The 17,129-nt window shown below is 70.0% G+C and carries 14 protein-coding genes; 5 read left to right on the forward strand and 9 right to left on the reverse strand.

The window, feature by feature from the left end; translation table 11 throughout:
- Positions 1-42 precede the first annotated feature (42 nt).
- Positions 43-672, reverse strand: coding sequence for a two-component system response regulator (locus ACIBKY_RS35470; RefSeq protein ID WP_397103690.1), 630 nt, complete (start codon positions 670-672; stop codon positions 43-45).
- Between the two features lie 4 nt (positions 673-676).
- A complete protein-coding gene (locus ACIBKY_RS35475; RefSeq protein WP_397103692.1) occupies positions 677-4,843 on the reverse strand; it encodes a HAMP domain-containing protein in 4,167 nt (1,388 codons plus the stop codon).
- 120 nt (positions 4,844-4,963) lie between these two features.
- Between ACIBKY_RS35475 and ACIBKY_RS35480 the strand changes: the two genes are divergently transcribed.
- On the forward strand, positions 4,964-6,505 hold the full coding sequence (locus tag ACIBKY_RS35480) for a PP2C family protein-serine/threonine phosphatase (protein ID WP_397103694.1): 1,542 nt from the start codon (positions 4,964-4,966) through the stop codon (positions 6,503-6,505).
- 27 nt (positions 6,506-6,532) lie between these two features.
- On the opposite strand, the gene ACIBKY_RS35485 is transcribed toward ACIBKY_RS35480, so the two are convergent.
- From ACIBKY_RS35485 to rho, 3 genes are all read right to left on the reverse strand, one after another.
- Entirely contained in the window at positions 6,533-8,296 is a 1,764-nt protein-coding gene (locus ACIBKY_RS35485; protein WP_397103696.1) for a prolyl oligopeptidase family serine peptidase, read from the reverse strand.
- Positions 8,297-8,440: 144 nt separating this feature from the next.
- The gene (locus tag ACIBKY_RS35490) at positions 8,441-9,292 is read right to left on the reverse strand and encodes a putative RNA methyltransferase (RefSeq protein ID WP_397103698.1); all 852 of its coding nucleotides are present in this window, start codon (positions 9,290-9,292) and stop codon (positions 8,441-8,443) included.
- A 16-nt stretch (positions 9,293-9,308) separates the two neighbouring features.
- Positions 9,309-10,391: a transcription termination factor Rho gene (gene rho / locus ACIBKY_RS35495; RefSeq protein ID WP_397103700.1), complete on the reverse strand. Its 1,083-nt coding sequence runs from the start codon at positions 10,389-10,391 to the stop codon at positions 9,309-9,311.
- 314 nt (positions 10,392-10,705) lie between these two features.
- Here rho and ACIBKY_RS35500 point away from each other — a divergent pair, with 314 nt between their 5' ends.
- From ACIBKY_RS35500 to ACIBKY_RS35510, 3 genes are read left to right on the forward strand one after another with little or no spacing between them, the layout of a single operon-like run.
- On the forward strand, positions 10,706-10,846 hold the full coding sequence (locus tag ACIBKY_RS35500; RefSeq protein WP_397103702.1) for a hypothetical protein: 141 nt from the start codon (positions 10,706-10,708) through the stop codon (positions 10,844-10,846).
- A 15-nt stretch (positions 10,847-10,861) separates the two neighbouring features.
- Positions 10,862-11,602 (forward strand): MBL fold metallo-hydrolase, encoded by a 741-nt coding sequence (locus ACIBKY_RS35505; protein WP_397103704.1) that lies wholly within the window; start codon positions 10,862-10,864, stop codon positions 11,600-11,602.
- Positions 11,603-11,643: 41 nt separating this feature from the next.
- Positions 11,644-12,495 (forward strand): TolB family protein, encoded by an 852-nt coding sequence (locus ACIBKY_RS35510; protein WP_397103706.1) that lies wholly within the window; start codon positions 11,644-11,646, stop codon positions 12,493-12,495.
- On the opposite strand, the gene ACIBKY_RS35515 is transcribed toward ACIBKY_RS35510, so the two are convergent.
- Together ACIBKY_RS35515 and ACIBKY_RS35520 are read right to left on the reverse strand one after the other, a co-directional pair.
- On the reverse strand, positions 12,485-14,389 hold the full coding sequence (locus ACIBKY_RS35515; protein ID WP_397103708.1) for a nitrate- and nitrite sensing domain-containing protein: 1,905 nt from the start codon (positions 14,387-14,389) through the stop codon (positions 12,485-12,487). The genes ACIBKY_RS35510 and ACIBKY_RS35515 overlap by 11 nt on opposite strands.
- Before the next feature lie 75 nt (positions 14,390-14,464).
- Positions 14,465-14,839, reverse strand: coding sequence for a hypothetical protein (locus ACIBKY_RS35520; protein WP_397103710.1), 375 nt, complete (start codon positions 14,837-14,839; stop codon positions 14,465-14,467).
- A gap of 102 nt (positions 14,840-14,941) precedes the next feature.
- Between ACIBKY_RS35520 and ACIBKY_RS35525 the strand changes: the two genes are divergently transcribed.
- Positions 14,942-15,469: a DUF6886 family protein gene (locus ACIBKY_RS35525; RefSeq protein ID WP_397103712.1), complete on the forward strand. Its 528-nt coding sequence runs from the start codon at positions 14,942-14,944 to the stop codon at positions 15,467-15,469.
- On the opposite strand, the gene ACIBKY_RS35530 is transcribed toward ACIBKY_RS35525, so the two are convergent.
- Both ACIBKY_RS35530 and ACIBKY_RS35535 read right to left on the reverse strand, forming a co-directional pair.
- Positions 15,435-16,403, reverse strand: a complete 969-nt coding sequence (locus ACIBKY_RS35530) for a ketopantoate reductase family protein (protein WP_397103714.1) — start codon at positions 16,401-16,403, stop codon at positions 15,435-15,437. The genes ACIBKY_RS35525 and ACIBKY_RS35530 overlap by 35 nt on opposite strands.
- On the reverse strand, positions 16,388-17,116 hold the full coding sequence (locus tag ACIBKY_RS35535) for a glycosyltransferase family 2 protein (RefSeq protein ID WP_397103716.1): 729 nt from the start codon (positions 17,114-17,116) through the stop codon (positions 16,388-16,390). Before ACIBKY_RS35535 ends, ACIBKY_RS35530 begins: the two co-directional genes overlap by 16 nt.
- Between the last annotated feature and the right edge of the window lie 13 nt (positions 17,117-17,129).

Raw genomic sequence — 17,129 nt, forward strand, 5'->3', positions numbered from 1 at the left:
ACGGACGCACGCCACGGCGGGTGTGGAAGCCGGGAGCACCCCCTACGAGAGCGCGTCGAAGCCGGCGCGTAGGTTGGCGAGGCGCTCGGTGAGGTCGGTGAGGGGGGCGGTGAGCACCGGGTCCTGGGACTTGCGGGCCAGTTCGCGCACCCTCGCCAGTTCGTCCTCCACCGCGGCCAGCCGGCGGGAGAGCTCGGGGAGCACCGAGCCCTGGACGGAGGCGCCGGGCGGGAGTTCGGCGGCCATGCGGTCGCGCAGCAGCGACGCCTGCTCGGCCAGGCGCTTGTTCATGTTGTAGAGCTCGGCGAACACCGACACCTTCGCCCGCAGCACCCACGGGTCGAACGGCTTGGTGAGGTAGTCGACGGCGCCGGCCGCATAGCCGCGGAAGGCGTAGTCGGGGGCGCTGTCGACCACGGTCAGGAAGATGATCGGGATGTTCCGGGTACGCTCGCGCCGCTTGATGTGGGCGGCCGTTTCGAAGCCGTCCATGCCGGGCATCCGCACGTCCAGCAGGATGAGCGCGAACTCGGTGTTGAGCAGCGCCTTGAGGGCCTCCTCGCCCGACTTGGCCCGTACGGGCACCAGGTCGAGGGAGCTGAGGATGGCCTCCAGGGCGATGAGGTTCTCCTCCCGGTCGTCGACCAGGAGGATCTTCGCTCGTTCCGGCACTCGATCACGATCCTTCTGCTGAGTCGGTCGTGCTCACCCGCCCACGGCTGAGCCAACCGCGCAGCCGTTCGAGCAGGCGGTCCACGTCGACCGGCTTCGGCACGTAGTCGGAGGCACCTGAGGCGATGCTCTTCTCACGATCGCCCCGCATGACCTTAGCGGTCAACGCGATGATCGGCAGGTCTGCGAACTGTGGCATGCGGCGGATCGCCGAGGTCGTGGCCCAACCGTCCATCTCGGGCATCATGATGTCCATCAGGACGAGAGCCACATCCTCGTTGCGCTCCAGCTGCTCGATGCCCTCGCGGCCGTTCTCGGCGTAGACGACGGTGGAGCCGTGGCGTTCGAGGACGCTGGTCAGGGCGAAGACGTTGCGGATGTCGTCGTCCACGATGAGGATCTTGGCGCCGGACAGCGGGTCGTCGCCCTTCCACTTGCTGGTCTCGACCTGCTCCGACAGCTCGGGCAACTGGAGGTCCATGGGCAGCGGCGGTTCGGGCATCGTCACCGTGGGCTCCTCCACCGGCATCGCCAGCACCTGGCGCCGGGCCGTGCCGCCGTCTCCGGCCGGGAGCGGGCCGTTGTAGGCGGCGGGCAGGTAGAGGGTGAACGTGCTGCCCTTGCCGAGTTCGCTGTCGACGTGGATCTCGCCGCCGAGCAGGCGGGCGATCTCGCGGCAGATCGACAGGCCGAGGCCGGTGCCGCCGTACTTGCGGCTGGTGGTGCCGTCGGCCTGGCGGAACGCCTCGAAGATGACCTCGCGCTTGTCCGGCGCGATGCCGATGCCCGTGTCGACCACCTCGAAGGCGAGCAGGTCGTGGGCCTGGCGCAGGATCGCGTCGTCGTACTCGATGCCGGACGGCGCGCGTACCACGCGCATCTTGACCTCGCCCTTCGGCGTGAACTTCACCGCGTTGGACAGCAGGTTGCGCAGCACCTGCTGCAGCCGCTGCTCGTCGGTGTGAAGCTCCTGCGGTACGCCCTCGTCGACCTCGACGCTGAAGGCCAGGCCCTTGTCCTGGGCCAGCGGCGCGAACGCCGCGTCGACGTAGTCGACCAGCTTCGGCGTCGAGAGCGTGGCCGGGTGGATGTCCATCCGGCCCGCCTCCACCTTGGACAGGTCGAGCATGTCGTTGATCAGCTGCAGCAGGGCCGAACCGGCACCGTGGATCGTGCGGGCGAACTCCACCTGCTGCGAGGTCAGGTTGCCCTCGGCGTTCTCGGTGAGGAGCTTGGCCAGCACGAGCAGGCTGTTGAGCGGCGTACGCAGCTCGTGCGACATGTTGGCCAGGAACTCCGACCGGTAGCGGTTGGAGACCGCCAGCTGCTCGGCCCGCTCCTCCAGCGTCCGCCTGGCCTGCTCGATCTGGAAGTTCTGGATCTCGATGGCGCGGTTCTGCTTGGCCAGCAGCCCGGCCTTGTCCTCCAGCTCGGAGTTGGAACGGCGCAGCTCCTCCTGCTGCCGCTGCAACTCGTCCGAGCGTTCCTGGAGCTCACGGGTGAGGCGCTGGGAATCGGTGAGCAGGTCCTCGGTGCGGGAGTTGGCGATGATGGTGTTCATCGTGACGCCGATGGTCTCGACGAGCTGGGTGAGGAAGTCGAGGTGGACCTCGCCGAACGGCGTGAAGGAGGCCAGCTCCAGCACGCCCAGCACCCGGCTCTCGAACAGGATCGGCAGCACCACGATCTGCGCCGGCGTGGAGGAGCTCAGGCCGCTGTCGATGGTGATGAAAGCGGCCGGCACGTTGTCGAGGATGATGTGCCTGCCCTCGGCCGCCGCCTGGCCGACCATGCCCTCGCCGATGGCGAACATCTGCCTCGGGCCGCGGTCGGGGCGGACGCCGTAGCCGCCGATGAGGACGAGGTCGTGCTCGCCTTCCGGGGCGCGGCCGTAGAAGGCGCCGTAGCGCGCGGAGACGAGCGGGGTCAGCTCGCTCATGATCAGCTTGGCCACCTCGAACAGGTCGCGGTGGCCCTGCATGAGGCGGGAGATGCGGGCCAGGTTGGACTTGAGCCAGTCCTGCTCCTGGTTGGCCTGGGTGGTCTCGCGGAGGTTGGCCACCATGTAGTTGACGTTGTCCTTGAGCTCGGCCAGCTCGCCCTGCGCCTCGACGGCGATGGAGCGGGTCAGGTCGCCCTGGGCCACGGCGCTGGTCACGGTGGCGATGGCGCGTACCTGCGTGGTGAGGTTGCCGGCCAGCTCGTTCACGGACTCGGTCAGCCGCTTCCAGGTGCCTTCGACGCCTTCCACGCGGGCCTGGCCGCCGAGGCGGCCTTCCGAGCCGACCTCGCGGGCGACTCGGGTGACCTCGGAGGCGAAGGACGAGAGCTGGTCGACCATCCGGTTGATGGTGGTCTTGAGCGCGAGGATCTCGCCCTGGGCGTCCACGTCGATCTTGCGGGTGAGGTCGCCGTTGGCCACGGCCGTGGTGACCTCGGCGATGTTACGCACCTGGTAGGTCAGGTTGTTGGCCATGAAGTTGACGTTGTCGGTGAGGTCCTTCCAGACCCCGGACACGCCCTGCACCCGTGCCTGGCCGCCCAGCTGGCCCTGCGTGCCGACCTCGCGGGCGACTCGCGTCACCTCGTCGGCGAAGGACGAGAGCTGGTCGACCATCGTGTTGAGGGTGTCCTTGAGCTGGAGGATCTCGCCCTGCGCGTCGACGGTGATCTTCTTGGACAGGTTGCCCTGCGCCACCGCGGAGGAGACGGCCGCGATCTGCCGCACCTGGGAGGTGAGGTTGTTGGCCATGAAGTTCACGTTCTCCGTGAGGTCCTTCCAGACCCCGGACACGCCGCGTACCTGGGCCTGGCCGCCCAGCTGGCCCTCGGTGCCGACCTCGCGGGCGACTCGGGTGACCTCGGAGGCGAAGGACGAGAGCTGGTCGACCATCGTGTTCATGGTCGACTTCAGCTCCAGGATCTCGCCCTGGGCGTCCACGTCGATCTTGCGGGTGAGGTCGCCGTTGGCCACGGCGGTGGTGACCTGGGCGATGTTGCGTACCTGGTAGGTCAGGTTGTTGGCCATCGAGTTGACGTTGTCGGTGAGGTCCTTCCAGACGCCGGAGACGCCCTTCACCTCGGCACGTCCGCCCAGCTTGCCTTCGGTGCCGACCTCGCGGGCGACCCGGGTCACCTCGTCGGCGAAGGACGAGAGCTGGTCGACCATGGTGTTCATGGTCTCCTTCAGCTCCAGGATCTCGCCCTCGGCGTCGACGGTGATCTTCTTGGACAGGTTGCCCTGCGCCACCGCCGTCGCCACGGTCGCGATGCTGCGGACCTGGGAGGTCAGGTTGTTGGCCATGAAGTTCACGTTGTCGGTGAGGTCCTTCCAGACCCCGGACACGCCGCTCACCTGCGCCTGGCCGCCCAGCTGACCCTCGGTGCCGACCTCGCGGGCGACCCGGGTCACCTCTTCGGCGAACGCCGAGAGCTGGTCGACCATCGTGTTCACGGTGTTCTTGAGCTCGAACATCTCGCCGACCGCGTCGACCGTCACCTTGCGGCTCAGGTCGCCCTTGGCCACCGCGGTGGTCACGACCGCGATGTCGCGCACCTGCGCGGCCACGCGCGAGGACATCGTGTTCACGGCCTCGGTGAGGTCGCGCCAGCTTCCCGACATGCCGCGCAGGTTCGCGCTGCCGCCCAGCCGGCCCTCCGTGCCCGCCTCGCGGGCCACCCTGGTCACCTCGGAGTTGAACAGCGCCAGCTGGTCGACCATGCCGTTGATGGCCTTGCCCAGCCTGCGTACCTCGCCTCTGGCCGAGCGGTCGAGGTCGATGCGCCGTGACAGGTCACCCTTGGCGACGGCGTCGATCACGTCGGCGGCGCCGCTGACCGGGCTCACCAGCGCGTCGATCAGCATGTTCACGGACTCGACGCTCTCGGCCCACGCTCCGACGCCGGGGCCCGGCGTCAGCCGTTCCCCGAACCGGCCCTCCTTGACCACTTCCTTGCGCACGCGCACCAGCTCGTTCGCCAGGTGCTCGCGACGGTCGGCCACCTCGTTGAGCAGCAGCCGCACCTCGCTGAGTATGCCCGCGGGAGCATGCGGGACACGACGCCGGAAGTCGCCGTCGCGCCAGGAGAAGAGGGTTTCCAAGATCGGTACTAGGTCCGCCTCGGTGTAGGTCCTCTCCTCCGGATTCGGCGCGATCTTGGCCGTGGTCATGGGGCCTCCTTCACTCCCGGGGTGCCGCCGCGAGTGATTCAAGTCTGTCACGATGAGTAGCTCGTAGTCCTGTCCTTGGATTTACCCCATGTCAGCGGTAATTGTGGTAGGCACGGTGGGATGACTGCATCTCCCCACGCGCTGCTCGCCGCGACGTTCGCGCCGGGTGAGTCGGCCGTGCCCGCGGCCAGGAGGTTCACCCTTGAGGTGATGACCGCCTGGGCGGTCGCCGCCGTGCTGCCGGACGCGGAGCAGATCGCCGGTGAGCTGGCGGCTCAGGTCGCGGACGAGCCGTTCGAGGTGATCTGGAAACATTTCGGCGACGCGGTGCAGGTCGAGCTGCGGCAGCGCACGGCTCCCCAGGCCGACCCGAAGGGTCCTTCGGTCGAGGTGGAGGAGTGGGGGATCACCTTCGCGGGCGATTCCCGTGTCCATTGGGCAAGGCTCACGCTACCGGGTTCGTCGGAAAGAGTCGCAGCCGAATGGTCGGAGGACACCTCCAGGGGCCCCCACTGGCTGGGCTTCCTGGCCGACGCCAGCGACCTTCTCGCCGGGACGCTCGACCCCGACATGGTGCCCGCGATCATCGCCCAGATCGTCGTGCCCAGGCTGTCGAGCTGGTGCGGCGTCTACACCACTGACGGGGCGGTCGGGCCGCTGCGGCTGGCGTATCTGTGGCACGCCGACGAGGCCCGCATCGACGGGCTGCGCGAGGAGCTCGCCGGCATCGGCATCGACGATGCCGACACGCGCGCCACCTCCATCGTCCATCTCGACGGCTCGCAGGTTCTCGCCGTCCCGCTCACCGCGCGTGGCCGTCAGCTCGGCATGATGTGCCTCGGCCGTACCGACCGCTTCCCCGACGAGGTCGTGCAGTTCGCCGACGACATCGCCCGCCGCGCCGCGCTCGCGATGGACAACGCCCGCCTGTACGCCCAGCAGGCCGCCGCCAACCGGGCCCTGCAGCGCAGTCTCCTGCCGCCCAACGAGCCCGAGGTGCCCGGCCTCGACTACGGCGTCGTCTATGAGCCCGCGGGTGAGGCCAACGAGGTCGGCGGCGACTTCTACGACCTGTTCGCGGCCGAGGACTCCTGGCGCTTCGCCATCGGCGACGTCTGCGGCACCGGCCCCGAGGCCGCCGCCGTCACCGGCCTGGCCCGCCACACGCTGCGCCTGCTCGCCCGCGAGGGTTACGGCGTGGCCGCCGTCCTGGGCCGCCTCAACCAGGCGATCCTGGAGGAGGGGGAGCGGGCCCGCTTTCTCACGTTGCTCCACGGCGACATCACGCCCATGCCGAGCGGCCTGGAGGTACGCCTGGTGTCGGCCGGCCACCCCGAGGCGCTGCGCCTCAAGCCGAGCGGGGTCGTGGAGGTGGTCACGACGCCGCAGTCGCTGCTCGGCGTCTTCTCCGAGGTGCAGTTCGAGGCCGACACGATCCACCTCGACCACGGCGACGTGCTGCTGGCGGTGACGGACGGGGTGACGGAGCGCCGCAGCGGGGGACGGCTGCTGGATGACGGCGGCGGGCTGGCCAAGCTGCTGGCGGAGTGTGTGGGGCTGTCGGCGCGCGCGGTCGCCGAGCGCATCCGCCGCGCGGCCGAGGACTATGCCCCCGAGCCCAGCGCCGACGACCTTGCCATCCTTGTCCTGCGTGCGCGCTGACTCTTTTCCCAGGATTTTGCGCCAGTCCTAATGGCGAGTATGTTTCCGGGCAAAATCCAACTGGAGTGCCATTTGCGCAATACGCTCCGACACCACGAGTGAGCCCCGCACCGCGTCATAGGTGTAGATCTCGTGCTCGCGCCCATGTTCGGCGAGTTTCGCCACGTACTTCTCGATCTGCCGCAAAGGACAGCGTGTGTCGTTCTCGCCCGCGAGAATCAGCACGGGCCCCTTCACCCGGTCCACATAGGTGATGGGCGAGCTGGCCGCGTAGCGTTCCGGCTGCTCGTCCGGGGAGCCGCCGAACAGCGAGCGCTGGTAGGCGCGCAGGCTCTCCGCCTCGTCCTCGTAACAGGTCTGGTGGCAGGCGATCGGGACCGCGGCGATGCCGGCCCGCCAGTGGTCGGGCTGGATGCCCATGCCGAGCAGTGCCAGGAAGCCGCCCCACGCGGTGCCGGCGAGCACCAGCCGCTCCGGGTCGGCGACGCCGCGCGCCACCACCCACTCGCGCACGGCCGCGACGTCGGCCAGTTCGATGTGCCCGACGTCGCCGTGCAGGGCGTCGCGCCAGGCGGTGCCGTAGCCGGTGGAGCCGCGGAAGTTGACCCGCACCACCGCGTAGCCCGAGTCCACCCACGCGGCGACCTCGGGCGAGTAGGAGTCGCGGTCCTGCGCGGTCGGGCCGCCGTGCAGCAGGAACACGGTGGGGTACGGCGCGGCGCCGTTCTCCGGGCGGGAGATGAGCGCGTGGACGCGGCCGCCGGGGCCCTCGACGTCGATGTCCTCGACCGGGACGCTGGGCGGGGCGGGAGGACCGGCCGGGTTCATCACGACCTGCCCGTTGCTGGAACGCACCACGGGTGGACGCGAGCCGCTCGACCAGGAGTACTCCACGTGGCCGCCGGGGCGCGGAGCCGCCTCGTCGATCACGCCGTGCGGGGTCTCGATCGGGGTGAGGCCGCCGCCGCCCAGGTCGTAACGGTGGAGGTAGCTGCGGGCGCGGTCCTCGCGGGTGATGAGCAGGGCGCGGCCGTCGGCGTACCACTCGGCGTTGAGGTCGCCCGGGTCCTTGAGCCAGATCTCGCGCTGCTCGCCGGAGGCCGGGTCCCAGACCAGCGGTTCGTGGCGGCTGCGGCGCTCGTGGAGCGTGAGCAGGCGGCGATCGCCCATGATGGGGGCGAACCTGAGGCCGACCACGCCCTTGTCGGGGCCGTCGTAGAGCTCGGCGACGGTGTCGCCGCTGGGGCGGACCACGCGCAGCGCGGGGCGGCGGAAGTCGCCGTACTCGCCGTGGTTGATGGCGATGAGGGAGCCGTCGAGGGAGATGTCGGCGACCCAGCCGGCCTCGGTGTGCTCGTAGATGAGCGCGGTGGGTTCGCCGGGCTGGACCAGGTGGATGCGGAAGGAGCCCTCGCCGGCGAGGCTGATGGCGGCGGCGCCGGTGGCCGAGAGCATGATGCCGCCGGGGTGGCCCGCGCGGATGGACGGGTCTACGGGCTCGTCCGGCCCGCCGTTGAACGGCTGCCGCATCCACCCGCCGAGCTCGTCGCCCTCGGGGTCGGCGAACCAGTAGATCCACTGGCCGGTGGGGTCGATGGCGGCGTGGGCGGTGCCTTTGGGCTGCTCGGTGACCTGGCGGGTGACTCCGGCGGTGCGGTCCCAGGCGTAGAGCTCCCAGGTTCCGGTGGCGTTGCTCCTGTAGATCGAGCGGTTCGGGGCCTGGCGCGCCCACGTGGGCAACGTCATTCTCGGCGCCCGGAACCTGGCCTGCCAGCGTTCCTCCGCCTTCATCCGGCGCGTCCCCTCCCTCTGGCACCGCGCGCTTCCCGGGCGCGGTTGGCGTCCAGTATTGCGCCTGTGTCGCGGAAATACTTGAGGAATGTGGGGGAATTTCGGACTAAATACCCCATCAGTAACACGGGTCGCATATGTCCGTCAAGGAACGGGCCTTGATCGTGGTCCTGTCACGAAGATAGACAGTTCAAATGCCACTTGGGTTGACACTTTCCCCAGGTTTTTCTCAGCGAAGAGCCGGGAAATCCTGGCCCGGAGAACATCATCCTCCAGATGCCAGGCGCTCGGGCCCATGCGGACGACTTCCGCGACCTCGTCCGGGCCCAGCTCAAGATCGTAGGTGAGCAGGCTCTGCCCGGCCAGAGTGAAGTCCGGCAGACCGCGCGCCACCCGCTCACGCTTGTCCTCGTCGACCGTGAGCAGCCCGAGCTTCTCGACCAGCGGCCGCAGGTGCCCGCTCGCGGGCGTCACCACGACCAACCGGCCGCCCTCACGCAGGACGCGGGCGAACTCCGGCCCGTTGCGCGGCGCGAAGACGTCGAGCACCACGTCGGCGACGCCGTCGGCGATCGGCAGCGGCTGCCACACGTCACCGACGAACGCCCCGGCCCGCTCGTGCGCCCGGGCGGCCCGCTTCACCGCGTGCTTGGAGATGTCGAAGGCGATCCCGATAGCGGAGGAGCCGAGTGCTCGCGCGAGGTAGTAGCCGGTCCCGGCCCCCGCGTCCACGACGACCGAGGCGCCGGAGCAGATCGAGGCCAGCTCACCGGCGAGCGGAGCGTAGTGGCCGGCGCCCAGGAACGCCTCCCGGGAGGCGACCATCTGGGGCGTGTCGGCGGTGCCCGGCGGCTTCGAGCCGGTCAGCAGGCTCACATACCCCTGGCGCGCGATGTCGAAGGCGTGACCGGAGGCGCACCGCACCGTGCCCGGCAGCAGTTCGAGCGCGCCCCTGCAGACGGGGCAGACGAGGTACGGGACGGCGTCGGCGAGCATCCGTCCATTGTGGACCTCAGGAGGCGGCGGCCTGGAGGAGGAAGGCCGCGTTGGAGGGAGTCTCGCGGAGCTTGTCGATGAGCAGTTCCGTGCCCTTGCCCCGGTCGAGCGAGGTGAGCATGCGGCGCAGCTTCCACACGATCTGCCGCTCGTGGCCGTCGAGCAGGATCTCCTCGCGGCGCGTGCCGGAGGCGTCGAGGTCGACGGCGGGGAACAGGCGCTTCTCGGCCAGGTCCCTGGTCAGGTGGATCTCGCTGTTGCCGGTGCCCTTGAACTCCTCGTACAGGCTGTCGTCCAGCCTCGAACCGGTGCCGACCAGAGCGGTGGCGAGGATGGTGAGCGAGCCGCCGTCGAGCACGTTGCGCGCGGCGCCGAAGAAGCGCTTGGGCGGGTAGAGGGCGGCGGCGGCCAGCCCGCCGGTCAGTACGCGCCCGGTGCCGGGCGAGAGGTTGTTGTACGCCCGCCCGAGCCGCGTCAGCGAGTCGAGCAGCACGACCACGTCCTCGCCCTGCTCCACCAGGCGCTTGGCGCGCTCGATGGCGAGTTCGGCGACCGCGGTGTGCTCCTGGTCGGGGTGGTCGAAGGTCGAGGAGTAGACCTCGCCGGCGATCGTGGTGCGCATCTCGGTCACCTCTTCCGGGCGCTCGCCGACGAGCAGCACGATGAGGTGGACCTCGGGGTGGTTGGCGGTGACGGCCGCTGCCAGCGCCTGCAGGACCATGGTCTTGCCGGCCTTGGGCGGCGCCACGATGAGCCCGCGCTGCCCCTTGCCGATGGGCGCGAACAGGTCGATGACGCGGGTGGTCAGGGAGTCGGTCTCGACGGCGAGCCGTTCCGTGGGATAGATGGGGGTGAGGTCGGCGAAGTGCGGACGCTCGCGCCAGTCGGCGCGGCCGTTGACGCTCTCGACCGAGGTCAGTTTGGCGCCGGACGCGACGCCGACGACCTGGTCGCCGTGGCGCAGCCCGAGCTGCTGAGCCCGGTCGGCGGCGATGCGCAGATCGCCGAGGCGGGCGGTCTTCCCGCGGATGTCCAGCAGGCCGGTGACCTGCCGGGCGGGGGCTTGTGACCGCTGCCTGGGAATGGTTTGGACAGACATGATGACCCTCCTTGAGGGCATGCCGACGCAGGTCGGCTAAGGTGTTGATAGATGGTGGGCCGGACCCTCAACACGGGCGGGGCCACCGAAAGGGGAGTGCAGCGGAGCCATGAGCTCGACGCTGCTCGAAACGTATCACACGTTCCGATCCCCAGAACGTCTAGCCCTTCGGTGCTATTCCCGGGGGGTCTTCGCTTGTTCGCCCCCCAGGTGTGAAGCACGACGGCGTAGAACGTGTCAAGCGGGCTGCAGGGCCGCTGCAATCCGCTGAGGCTTTCATAGATGTGAGAGAACGTCCTAGGGGGACCGCCATCATGACCAGCATCCAGTGCCCGAGGTGTCAGACCGAGCTCGACGAGGGCCCGATCATGTACCGCTGCTCCACGTGCCGCCGCGCCGTCTACGCCGCGGACCTGGAGAACGACTACGTCGCCAGGCACTCGGTGGCCGCTTAGCCCTAATCTGGGCGGATGCCCCACCCATCGACGACCGTGGCAGGCGTCGAGATCACACCACTGTGCGACGCCGTCGGCCCCATGGGCCCGGCTCTCCGCCTGCCGTTCCTGGAGACCTTCCCCGGCGCTCACGCCGACGAGGGCCCGTGGATCCTGCACTTCCACTGCTACCTGCTGCGCGGGCGGGACGGCCGGCTCACGCTCGTGGACACGGGCGTCGGCGCGGCCGACTCGCCCGCCGCGGCCTGGGCGCCGGTGCCCGGCCGCCTGCTCGCCGAACTGGCCGCCGCCGGCGCCGCGCCCGAAGACGTGGACACGGTCGTCATCACGCACCTGCACAGCGACCACTGCGGCGGCTCGGTGACCGGCGGCACGCCCGTCTTCGCCAACGCCCGCCACGTGGTCCAGCGCGCCGAGGTCGAGGCCGTCTCCGACACGATCAGGACCGCCGTGCTCGATCCTCTCGGCGACGGGCTGCACGTCGTCGACGGCGACACGCAGATCTCCCCCGGCCTGTGGGTACGGCTCACGCCCGGCCACACCGCCGGCCACCAGATCGTCGAGACCGAAGGCGTCACCGTGTTCGGCGACATCCTCCACCACCCGGTGCAACTGGCCGACCCGTCGATCCGCTACGTCTACGACGACGATTCCGACCTGGCGGCCAAGACCCGTCTGGAGCAGGTCGCCCGGGTGCGCGCGCGACACACGCTGCTCGCCACGTCGCATTTCCCCGAACCCTTCGTCCAGCTGTGACATCAAAGAGGGGACGGTTTTCCGTGAACGGGGGGATTTCCATGAAGGTGCTCGCGGGTTTCGTTCTGGGCGCGACGCTGGTGGTGCCGGTGACGGCCCAGGCGGCGGGCGCGGCGGCTCCGGAGAAGCTGGTCTATTTCTCCTACGACAAGAGCGGCAAGGTGCGGGCGTACGAGAAGGGCGCGGGCTGGAGCACGCTGGCGGGCACCGGCGCGATGCCGCAGATGGCGGCGGCGCCCGACGGCCGCAAGGCGGCCTGGATCACCCAGGGCGGCAAGCTGGTGGTGAAGGCGGGCGCCAAGCTCACCACGGTCGCGACGAAGCTCCAGGGCGGCACGCCCTGCCTGACGCCGACCTGGTCGGCCGACTCCAAGCAGGTCGCCTACGTCAAGGGCGAGACGGTCATGGCGGTCAGGGCCAACGGCACGGGCACGCGCAAGCTCGGCTCGTCCAAGGGCGTCTGCCACCTGGCCTGGTCGGCCGACGGCCGCTACCTGGCGGGCTACACCGGCGAGGCCAACGCCCTCTACAAGCTCGACGCCCACACGGGCAAGGCGGCCAAGGTCAAGGGCGTCAAGTGGGTCACCCACGTGCAGAGCCTGTCGCCTGACGGGAGCAAGGCGGTCGTCCAGGTCCCGTCGAACCCGGACGCGCTGGGCGACGGCGGCTGGCCGTCGGCGTTCACGCCGGTGCTCCTCGACACGACCACGGGCGCGAAGCTGGCGATCCCGGTGAAGGGCCGGCTGACCGGCGCCTTCTACCGGCCCGACGGCAGCATGGTGGTCAGGACGGCCGGCAAGATCGTCATCCTCGACCGGAACGGCAAGGAGGTACGCCGCCTGGCCGAGCCCGCGGGCACCAAGGACGCGGCCCTGCTCCAGGTCACCGGCTGACCAGCGGCGCGTGCTCGTGCAGCAGCCCGGAGGGCAGGGCGACGAGGGCGGTCAGGCCGCCGTACGGTGAGGGTCCGAGCCGGACCCTGATGTCGTGCCTGGCCGCCAGCCGAGCCACCACGAACAGCCCGAGCCGGTCGCTCTGCGCCAGGTCGAACTCGGGCGTCTCCTCCAGCCGCGCGTTGAGCTCGTCGATCTCGGCGCGCTGCAGGCCGAGGCCGCGGTCCTCGATCTCGATGGTCAGCCCGTGCGGCGTGGTCGTGCTGCGCAGGTCCACGCGGGTCCGCGGCGGCGAGAACAGCGTGGCGTTCTCCACGAGTTCGGCGACGAGGTGGGCGACGTCGGTGACCGCGGCGCCGGACAGCGCCAGAGAAGGCGGCTGGAGGATCTCCACCCGCTGGTACTCCTCCACCTCGGCGACGGCGGCGCGCAGCACGTCGAGGATCGGGACCGGGTTGCGCCAGCCGCGTCCCGGCGCCTGTCCCGACAGGATGATGAGGCTCTCGGCGTGCCTGCGCATGCGGGTGGTCAGGTGGTCGAGCTTGAACAGGTCGGCCAGCGCCTCGGGGTCCTCGGCGCCCCGCTCCATGCTGTCGAGCTGAAGGAGCTGGCGGTGCAGCAGCGACTGGTTGCGCCGGGCGAGGTTGACGAAGACCTGGTTGACGCCGTGGCGGAGCCTGGCCTGGCCGACGGCGGCCTCCACCGCGGTGGACTGCACGCTGTTGAACGCCTGCATGATGTCGCGCACCTCCGAGGTGTTGGCCGCGACTTCCAGCGGGATGACCTGGACCGGCTCGGGTGCCTGGGTCGTGGTGGCCTTCAACCGCTGGACGAGGCCGCGCAGCCGTACCTCCGCCAGCTCGGCGGCGGCGGCGCGGAGGGCGGCGAGCTCGCGCACGAGGCGGCGGCGGAAGCGCAGGGACAGCGCGATGGAGGCGATGACGGCGAGCAGCCCGACGCCGCCCGCGATGCCGATCTTGATCAGGATGGCGTTGGCGGCCGGGTTGACCCTGGCCACGATGCCCTGGACGGCGAAGGTCTGGTTGCGCTCGACCGCGGCCCACAGGTTGTCGGCGTCGGTGGGCCAGGTGGCCGCGCCCGCAGGCAGGCCGTTGATGGTGGCCGGGCCGCGCAGGAGGTCCTCGAGTTCGAGGAACTCACGGTAGGCCGGTCCCCGGGTCAGGCTCTCGTACGGCAGCCGCAACCCGGGATCGAGCTGGGCCAGCGCCTGGGTGTAGAGCAGCCGCCGGGTCGCCACCATCCCGGTGAACGCCTCGCGCTCGGCCTTGCCGACCTTGCCCGCGGCCAGCACGACCACGACCACGGCCCGTTCGCGGGCGAGCAGTTCCTTGGCCTCGCCGAGCATGGTGACGGCGTGCGCCTGCCGGTAGAGCGAGGTGTCGGGGACCAGGACCATGGCGTCGTGCAGACGGTAGACGGCGTCCACGATCCGGTTGTAGCCGATGATCACGTCGAGGGCGCGCGGGGCGCCGCCGGAGGTGATGCGCCGGATGTCGGGTAGCTGTTCCAGGGCGGTGTTGAGGCCGCGCAGCTGGGTGTCCATCTCGGGGGAGACGTCCCGCTGCTCGGCGGCGAGCCGGTGGAAGCGGGTCAGCGCCCGGTCGGTCAGCCCCCGCTGCTTGGCCACCTGCGCGCTCTGCCGCTTTCCGGAGACGTGCTCGACGGAAAGGTGCCGTTCCTGCTGGAGCTGGACGATGACCTGCTCGGCCGGGTCGGACAGGTTGGTGACCAGTTTGTTGATCTCCAGGAGGCGCAGTCCGTCGCCACCGGTCAGTCCCGCGGCGAACGCCCACAGGCCCACCAGCGAGATGAGCGGGACGAAGAGCAGGACGAGGAGCTTGAGCGCAATGGGGCGGCCACGCTGGGGGGGCATCCGACCTCCGGGTGCACGATGAGAGCGCCTCGCACGATACACCGAACACCCGGATAAATCCCTGGATAAATAGGGCTATGCCGGACGATCCTCCGGCCGCCGCTGGGCCGGTGCCCCGGCGACCAACTGGTCCTCGGAGTGGCGCTCGCGCTCCAGCTTGCGTTCGAGCTCGCGCTTCTCCTCCTCCAGCCGGGCGGCCTCGGAGCGGTTGTGCCGCAGCGCCCTGCGGCGCTTGGCCGCGCGGCGGGAACCGGAGTTGACCATCGCGATACCCAGCAGCAGGACGGCCGCGACGACGGCGCCCGCGACGAACATCTCCAGATGGTTCGGCGCGAAGCCATAGCCGAAGACGGTGAAGGAGGCGTCGGTGGCGGTCGCGCTCGGTTCCATCGACGCGACCACGATCGCGCCGGTGGCGATCAGGACTAGGACAAGACCCAAAACGATCATGTGAACTCACCTCGCCCGTCGCACTGCCCCGACAGGGCCGCGATATGCGGGACTCTGTCGTGTCGCCCGGCTTTCGGCCGGTCAGACCATCAGGATGGTGACATGAGACCCGGACCAGGACAGGTGCTGCACTTCTCGGAAGACCCGACCATCAAGCAGTTCGTGCCGCATGTCGCGAAGACCTCGGTACTGCGCGAGTCGTACGTCTGGGCCGTCGGCCCGGAGCGCTGTCCCGACTACTGGTTCCCGCGCGCCTGTCCGAGGGCGATGGCGTGGAAGGGCCCGCGCACGACCGGGCGCGACGCCGAGCGGATCATCGGCGCGGGCTCCGGCGAGCGCGTGCACGCGATCGAGTACGCCTGGCTCAAGGCGGTCATGGAAGTCCGGCTGTTCGCCTACCGTCTGCCCGCCGACCCCTTCGAGCCCATCGGCGACCCGCCGCACGCGGTGGTGGCCCAGGTCCCCGTGCTGCCGCTCGGCCCGCCCGAGCCGGTCACCGACCTCATCGACCTGCACGAGGAGGCGGGGATCCAGCTACGCGTGCTGGACAACCTCTGGCCGTTCTGGAACGAGGTCACCGCCAGCACGCTGGAGTTCAGCGGGATACGGCTGCGGAACGCTCGTCGATGAGCGCCTGAAGTTTGGCCACGGGCATCGAGCCGGGCGGCAACTTCTCGCGGGCCGCCCGGTTGGCCTCGCGCTGCAGCACCTCGTTCACCGGCGCCGGCCGGCCGAGCTCGCGCGCCAGCAGCACGATCTCGCCGTTGAGGTAGTCGGCCTCGATGCTGCCCGCGCCTCTGGCCAGGCTCTGCCAGGACGAGCCGCCGCCTCTGGCGACGCCGTCGATCGGGGCGAGGTCCACGAGGTGGCCGCGCACGCGCCGTTCGTCGTCCTGGGTGGTGAAGGCGATCCCGGCCGCGTCGAGCAGGCCCATCGCCTCGGTCCTGGCCTGCTGGTGGATGTCGCCGAAGCCGCCGGGCTCGCACAGGGCCTCGGCCGCGTTGCCGAGGTTGCCGAGCAGTTTGCCGTGCTTCCAGCGCATCACATCCGGTACGGCCCGCGCCACGAACCCGCTCCGGGTCAGATCGTCGGTCATCTCGGCCGCCAGGTCGTCCACACCCTGTGGATAACGGCCGACGTGCAGCATGCCGGGGTGCGGCGCGCCGTACGAGATGACCACGCCCGGCTCCAGGTGCAGGGCGGGCAGCCAGACGCACATGCCATAAACACGCTCGAACCTCCGCAGTGCGACAGGTTCGTTGCAGACGCCGTTCTGGGCCAGCACGACCGGCAGGTCGCGCGACCACGGGTCCAGGGCGGCGACGGTGTCCTGCGACTTGGTCGCCAGGACGATCACGTCGTCGTCGCCGGTGGGGACGGGGCCGTCGGCCACCGGGACGTCCAGCGTCTCCGCGCCGGACGGGGAGATCAGTTTCATGCCGCTCGCGCGGAGGGACTCGTAGTGGGCGCCGCGGGCGATCAGCAGCACATCATGGCCGCCCTGAAAGAGCTTGGCCCCGATGGTGCCGCCAACGGCGCCGGCGCCGATCACGATATAGCGCATGATCCGAGGCTACTAGGCGCCGGAGCGGCGACCAGTCCCCGGTTGCGCTCGCGCAGGATTGTCTTCAGCACGCGCCAGCCGTCGCGTACGGCGTGCAGGTTGCTCTCGCCGTGGATGCGGCAGTGCTCGTGGCTCGGTACTTCCTGGATGAGCAGACCGGCCTGGGCGGCCCGCACGTTCATCAGCGTCTCGATCTCGAAGCCGTCGCAGTCGAGCGCCATCGCGTCGAGGTGCCTGGCCCAGAACGCGTTGTAGCCGTAGCAGAGGTCGGTGTAGCGCGTTCCATAGAGCATGTTGGTCAGGCCGGTCAGGACCCGGTTGCCGAACGAGCGCAGCACGCTGATGTCGCTGGAACCGCCGCCGGGCGCGTAGCGCGAGCCCTTGGCGAAGTCGGCGCCCTCGATCAGGGCCTCGACGAACAGGCCGATCTCGCGGCCGTCGGTCGAGCCGTCCGCGTCGATCATGACGATGATGTCGCCCTTGGCGGCGGCGAAACCGGCGATGAGGGCGTTGCCCTTGCCCCGGCCGGTCTGCGTGACGACGTGAAGATCCGGACGGAGCCTGCGGGCGACCGCGACGGTGTCGTCGGTCGAGTTGCCGTCCACCAGGATGACCTCGTCGATCCAGGAGGGCAGCGTTGCGAAGACGTGGGGCAGGTTCTCGGCTTCGTTCATTGCCGGGACCACGACGGAGACGCTGGCGGAGAGCTTCATGTGAGCAAGGTCT

This window comes from Nonomuraea sp. NPDC050394 (assembly GCF_044459065.1).
GTDB lineage: Bacteria > Actinomycetota > Actinomycetes > Streptosporangiales > Streptosporangiaceae > Nonomuraea.

Excerpts from the sequence above, each read along its gene's own strand:
- ACIBKY_RS35475 (WP_397103692.1), bottom strand. The coding sequence starts at position 4,843 with ATGACCACGGCCAAGATCGCGCCGAATCCGGAGGAGAGGACCTACACC.
- ACIBKY_RS35480 (WP_397103694.1), top strand. The coding sequence starts at position 4,964 with ATGACTGCATCTCCCCACGCGCTGCTCGCCGCGACGTTCGCGCCGGGT.
- ACIBKY_RS35485 (WP_397103696.1), bottom strand. The coding sequence starts at position 8,296 with ATGAAGGCGGAGGAACGCTGGCAGGCCAGGTTCCGGGCGCCGAGAATG.
- ACIBKY_RS35490 (WP_397103698.1), bottom strand. The coding sequence starts at position 9,292 with ATGCTCGCCGACGCCGTCCCGTACCTCGTCTGCCCCGTCTGCAGGGGC.
- rho (WP_397103700.1), bottom strand. The coding sequence starts at position 10,391 with ATGTCTGTCCAAACCATTCCCAGGCAGCGGTCACAAGCCCCCGCCCGG.
- ACIBKY_RS35500 (WP_397103702.1), top strand. The coding sequence starts at position 10,706 with ATGACCAGCATCCAGTGCCCGAGGTGTCAGACCGAGCTCGACGAGGGC.
- ACIBKY_RS35505 (WP_397103704.1), top strand. The coding sequence starts at position 10,862 with ATGCCCCACCCATCGACGACCGTGGCAGGCGTCGAGATCACACCACTG.
- ACIBKY_RS35510 (WP_397103706.1), top strand. The coding sequence starts at position 11,644 with ATGAAGGTGCTCGCGGGTTTCGTTCTGGGCGCGACGCTGGTGGTGCCG.
- ACIBKY_RS35515 (WP_397103708.1), bottom strand. The coding sequence starts at position 14,389 with ATGCCCCCCCAGCGTGGCCGCCCCATTGCGCTCAAGCTCCTCGTCCTG.
- ACIBKY_RS35520 (WP_397103710.1), bottom strand. The coding sequence starts at position 14,839 with ATGATCGTTTTGGGTCTTGTCCTAGTCCTGATCGCCACCGGCGCGATC.
- ACIBKY_RS35525 (WP_397103712.1), top strand. The coding sequence starts at position 14,942 with ATGAGACCCGGACCAGGACAGGTGCTGCACTTCTCGGAAGACCCGACC.
- ACIBKY_RS35530 (WP_397103714.1), bottom strand. The coding sequence starts at position 16,403 with ATGCGCTATATCGTGATCGGCGCCGGCGCCGTTGGCGGCACCATCGGG.
- ACIBKY_RS35535 (WP_397103716.1), bottom strand. The coding sequence starts at position 17,116 with ATGAAGCTCTCCGCCAGCGTCTCCGTCGTGGTCCCGGCAATGAACGAA.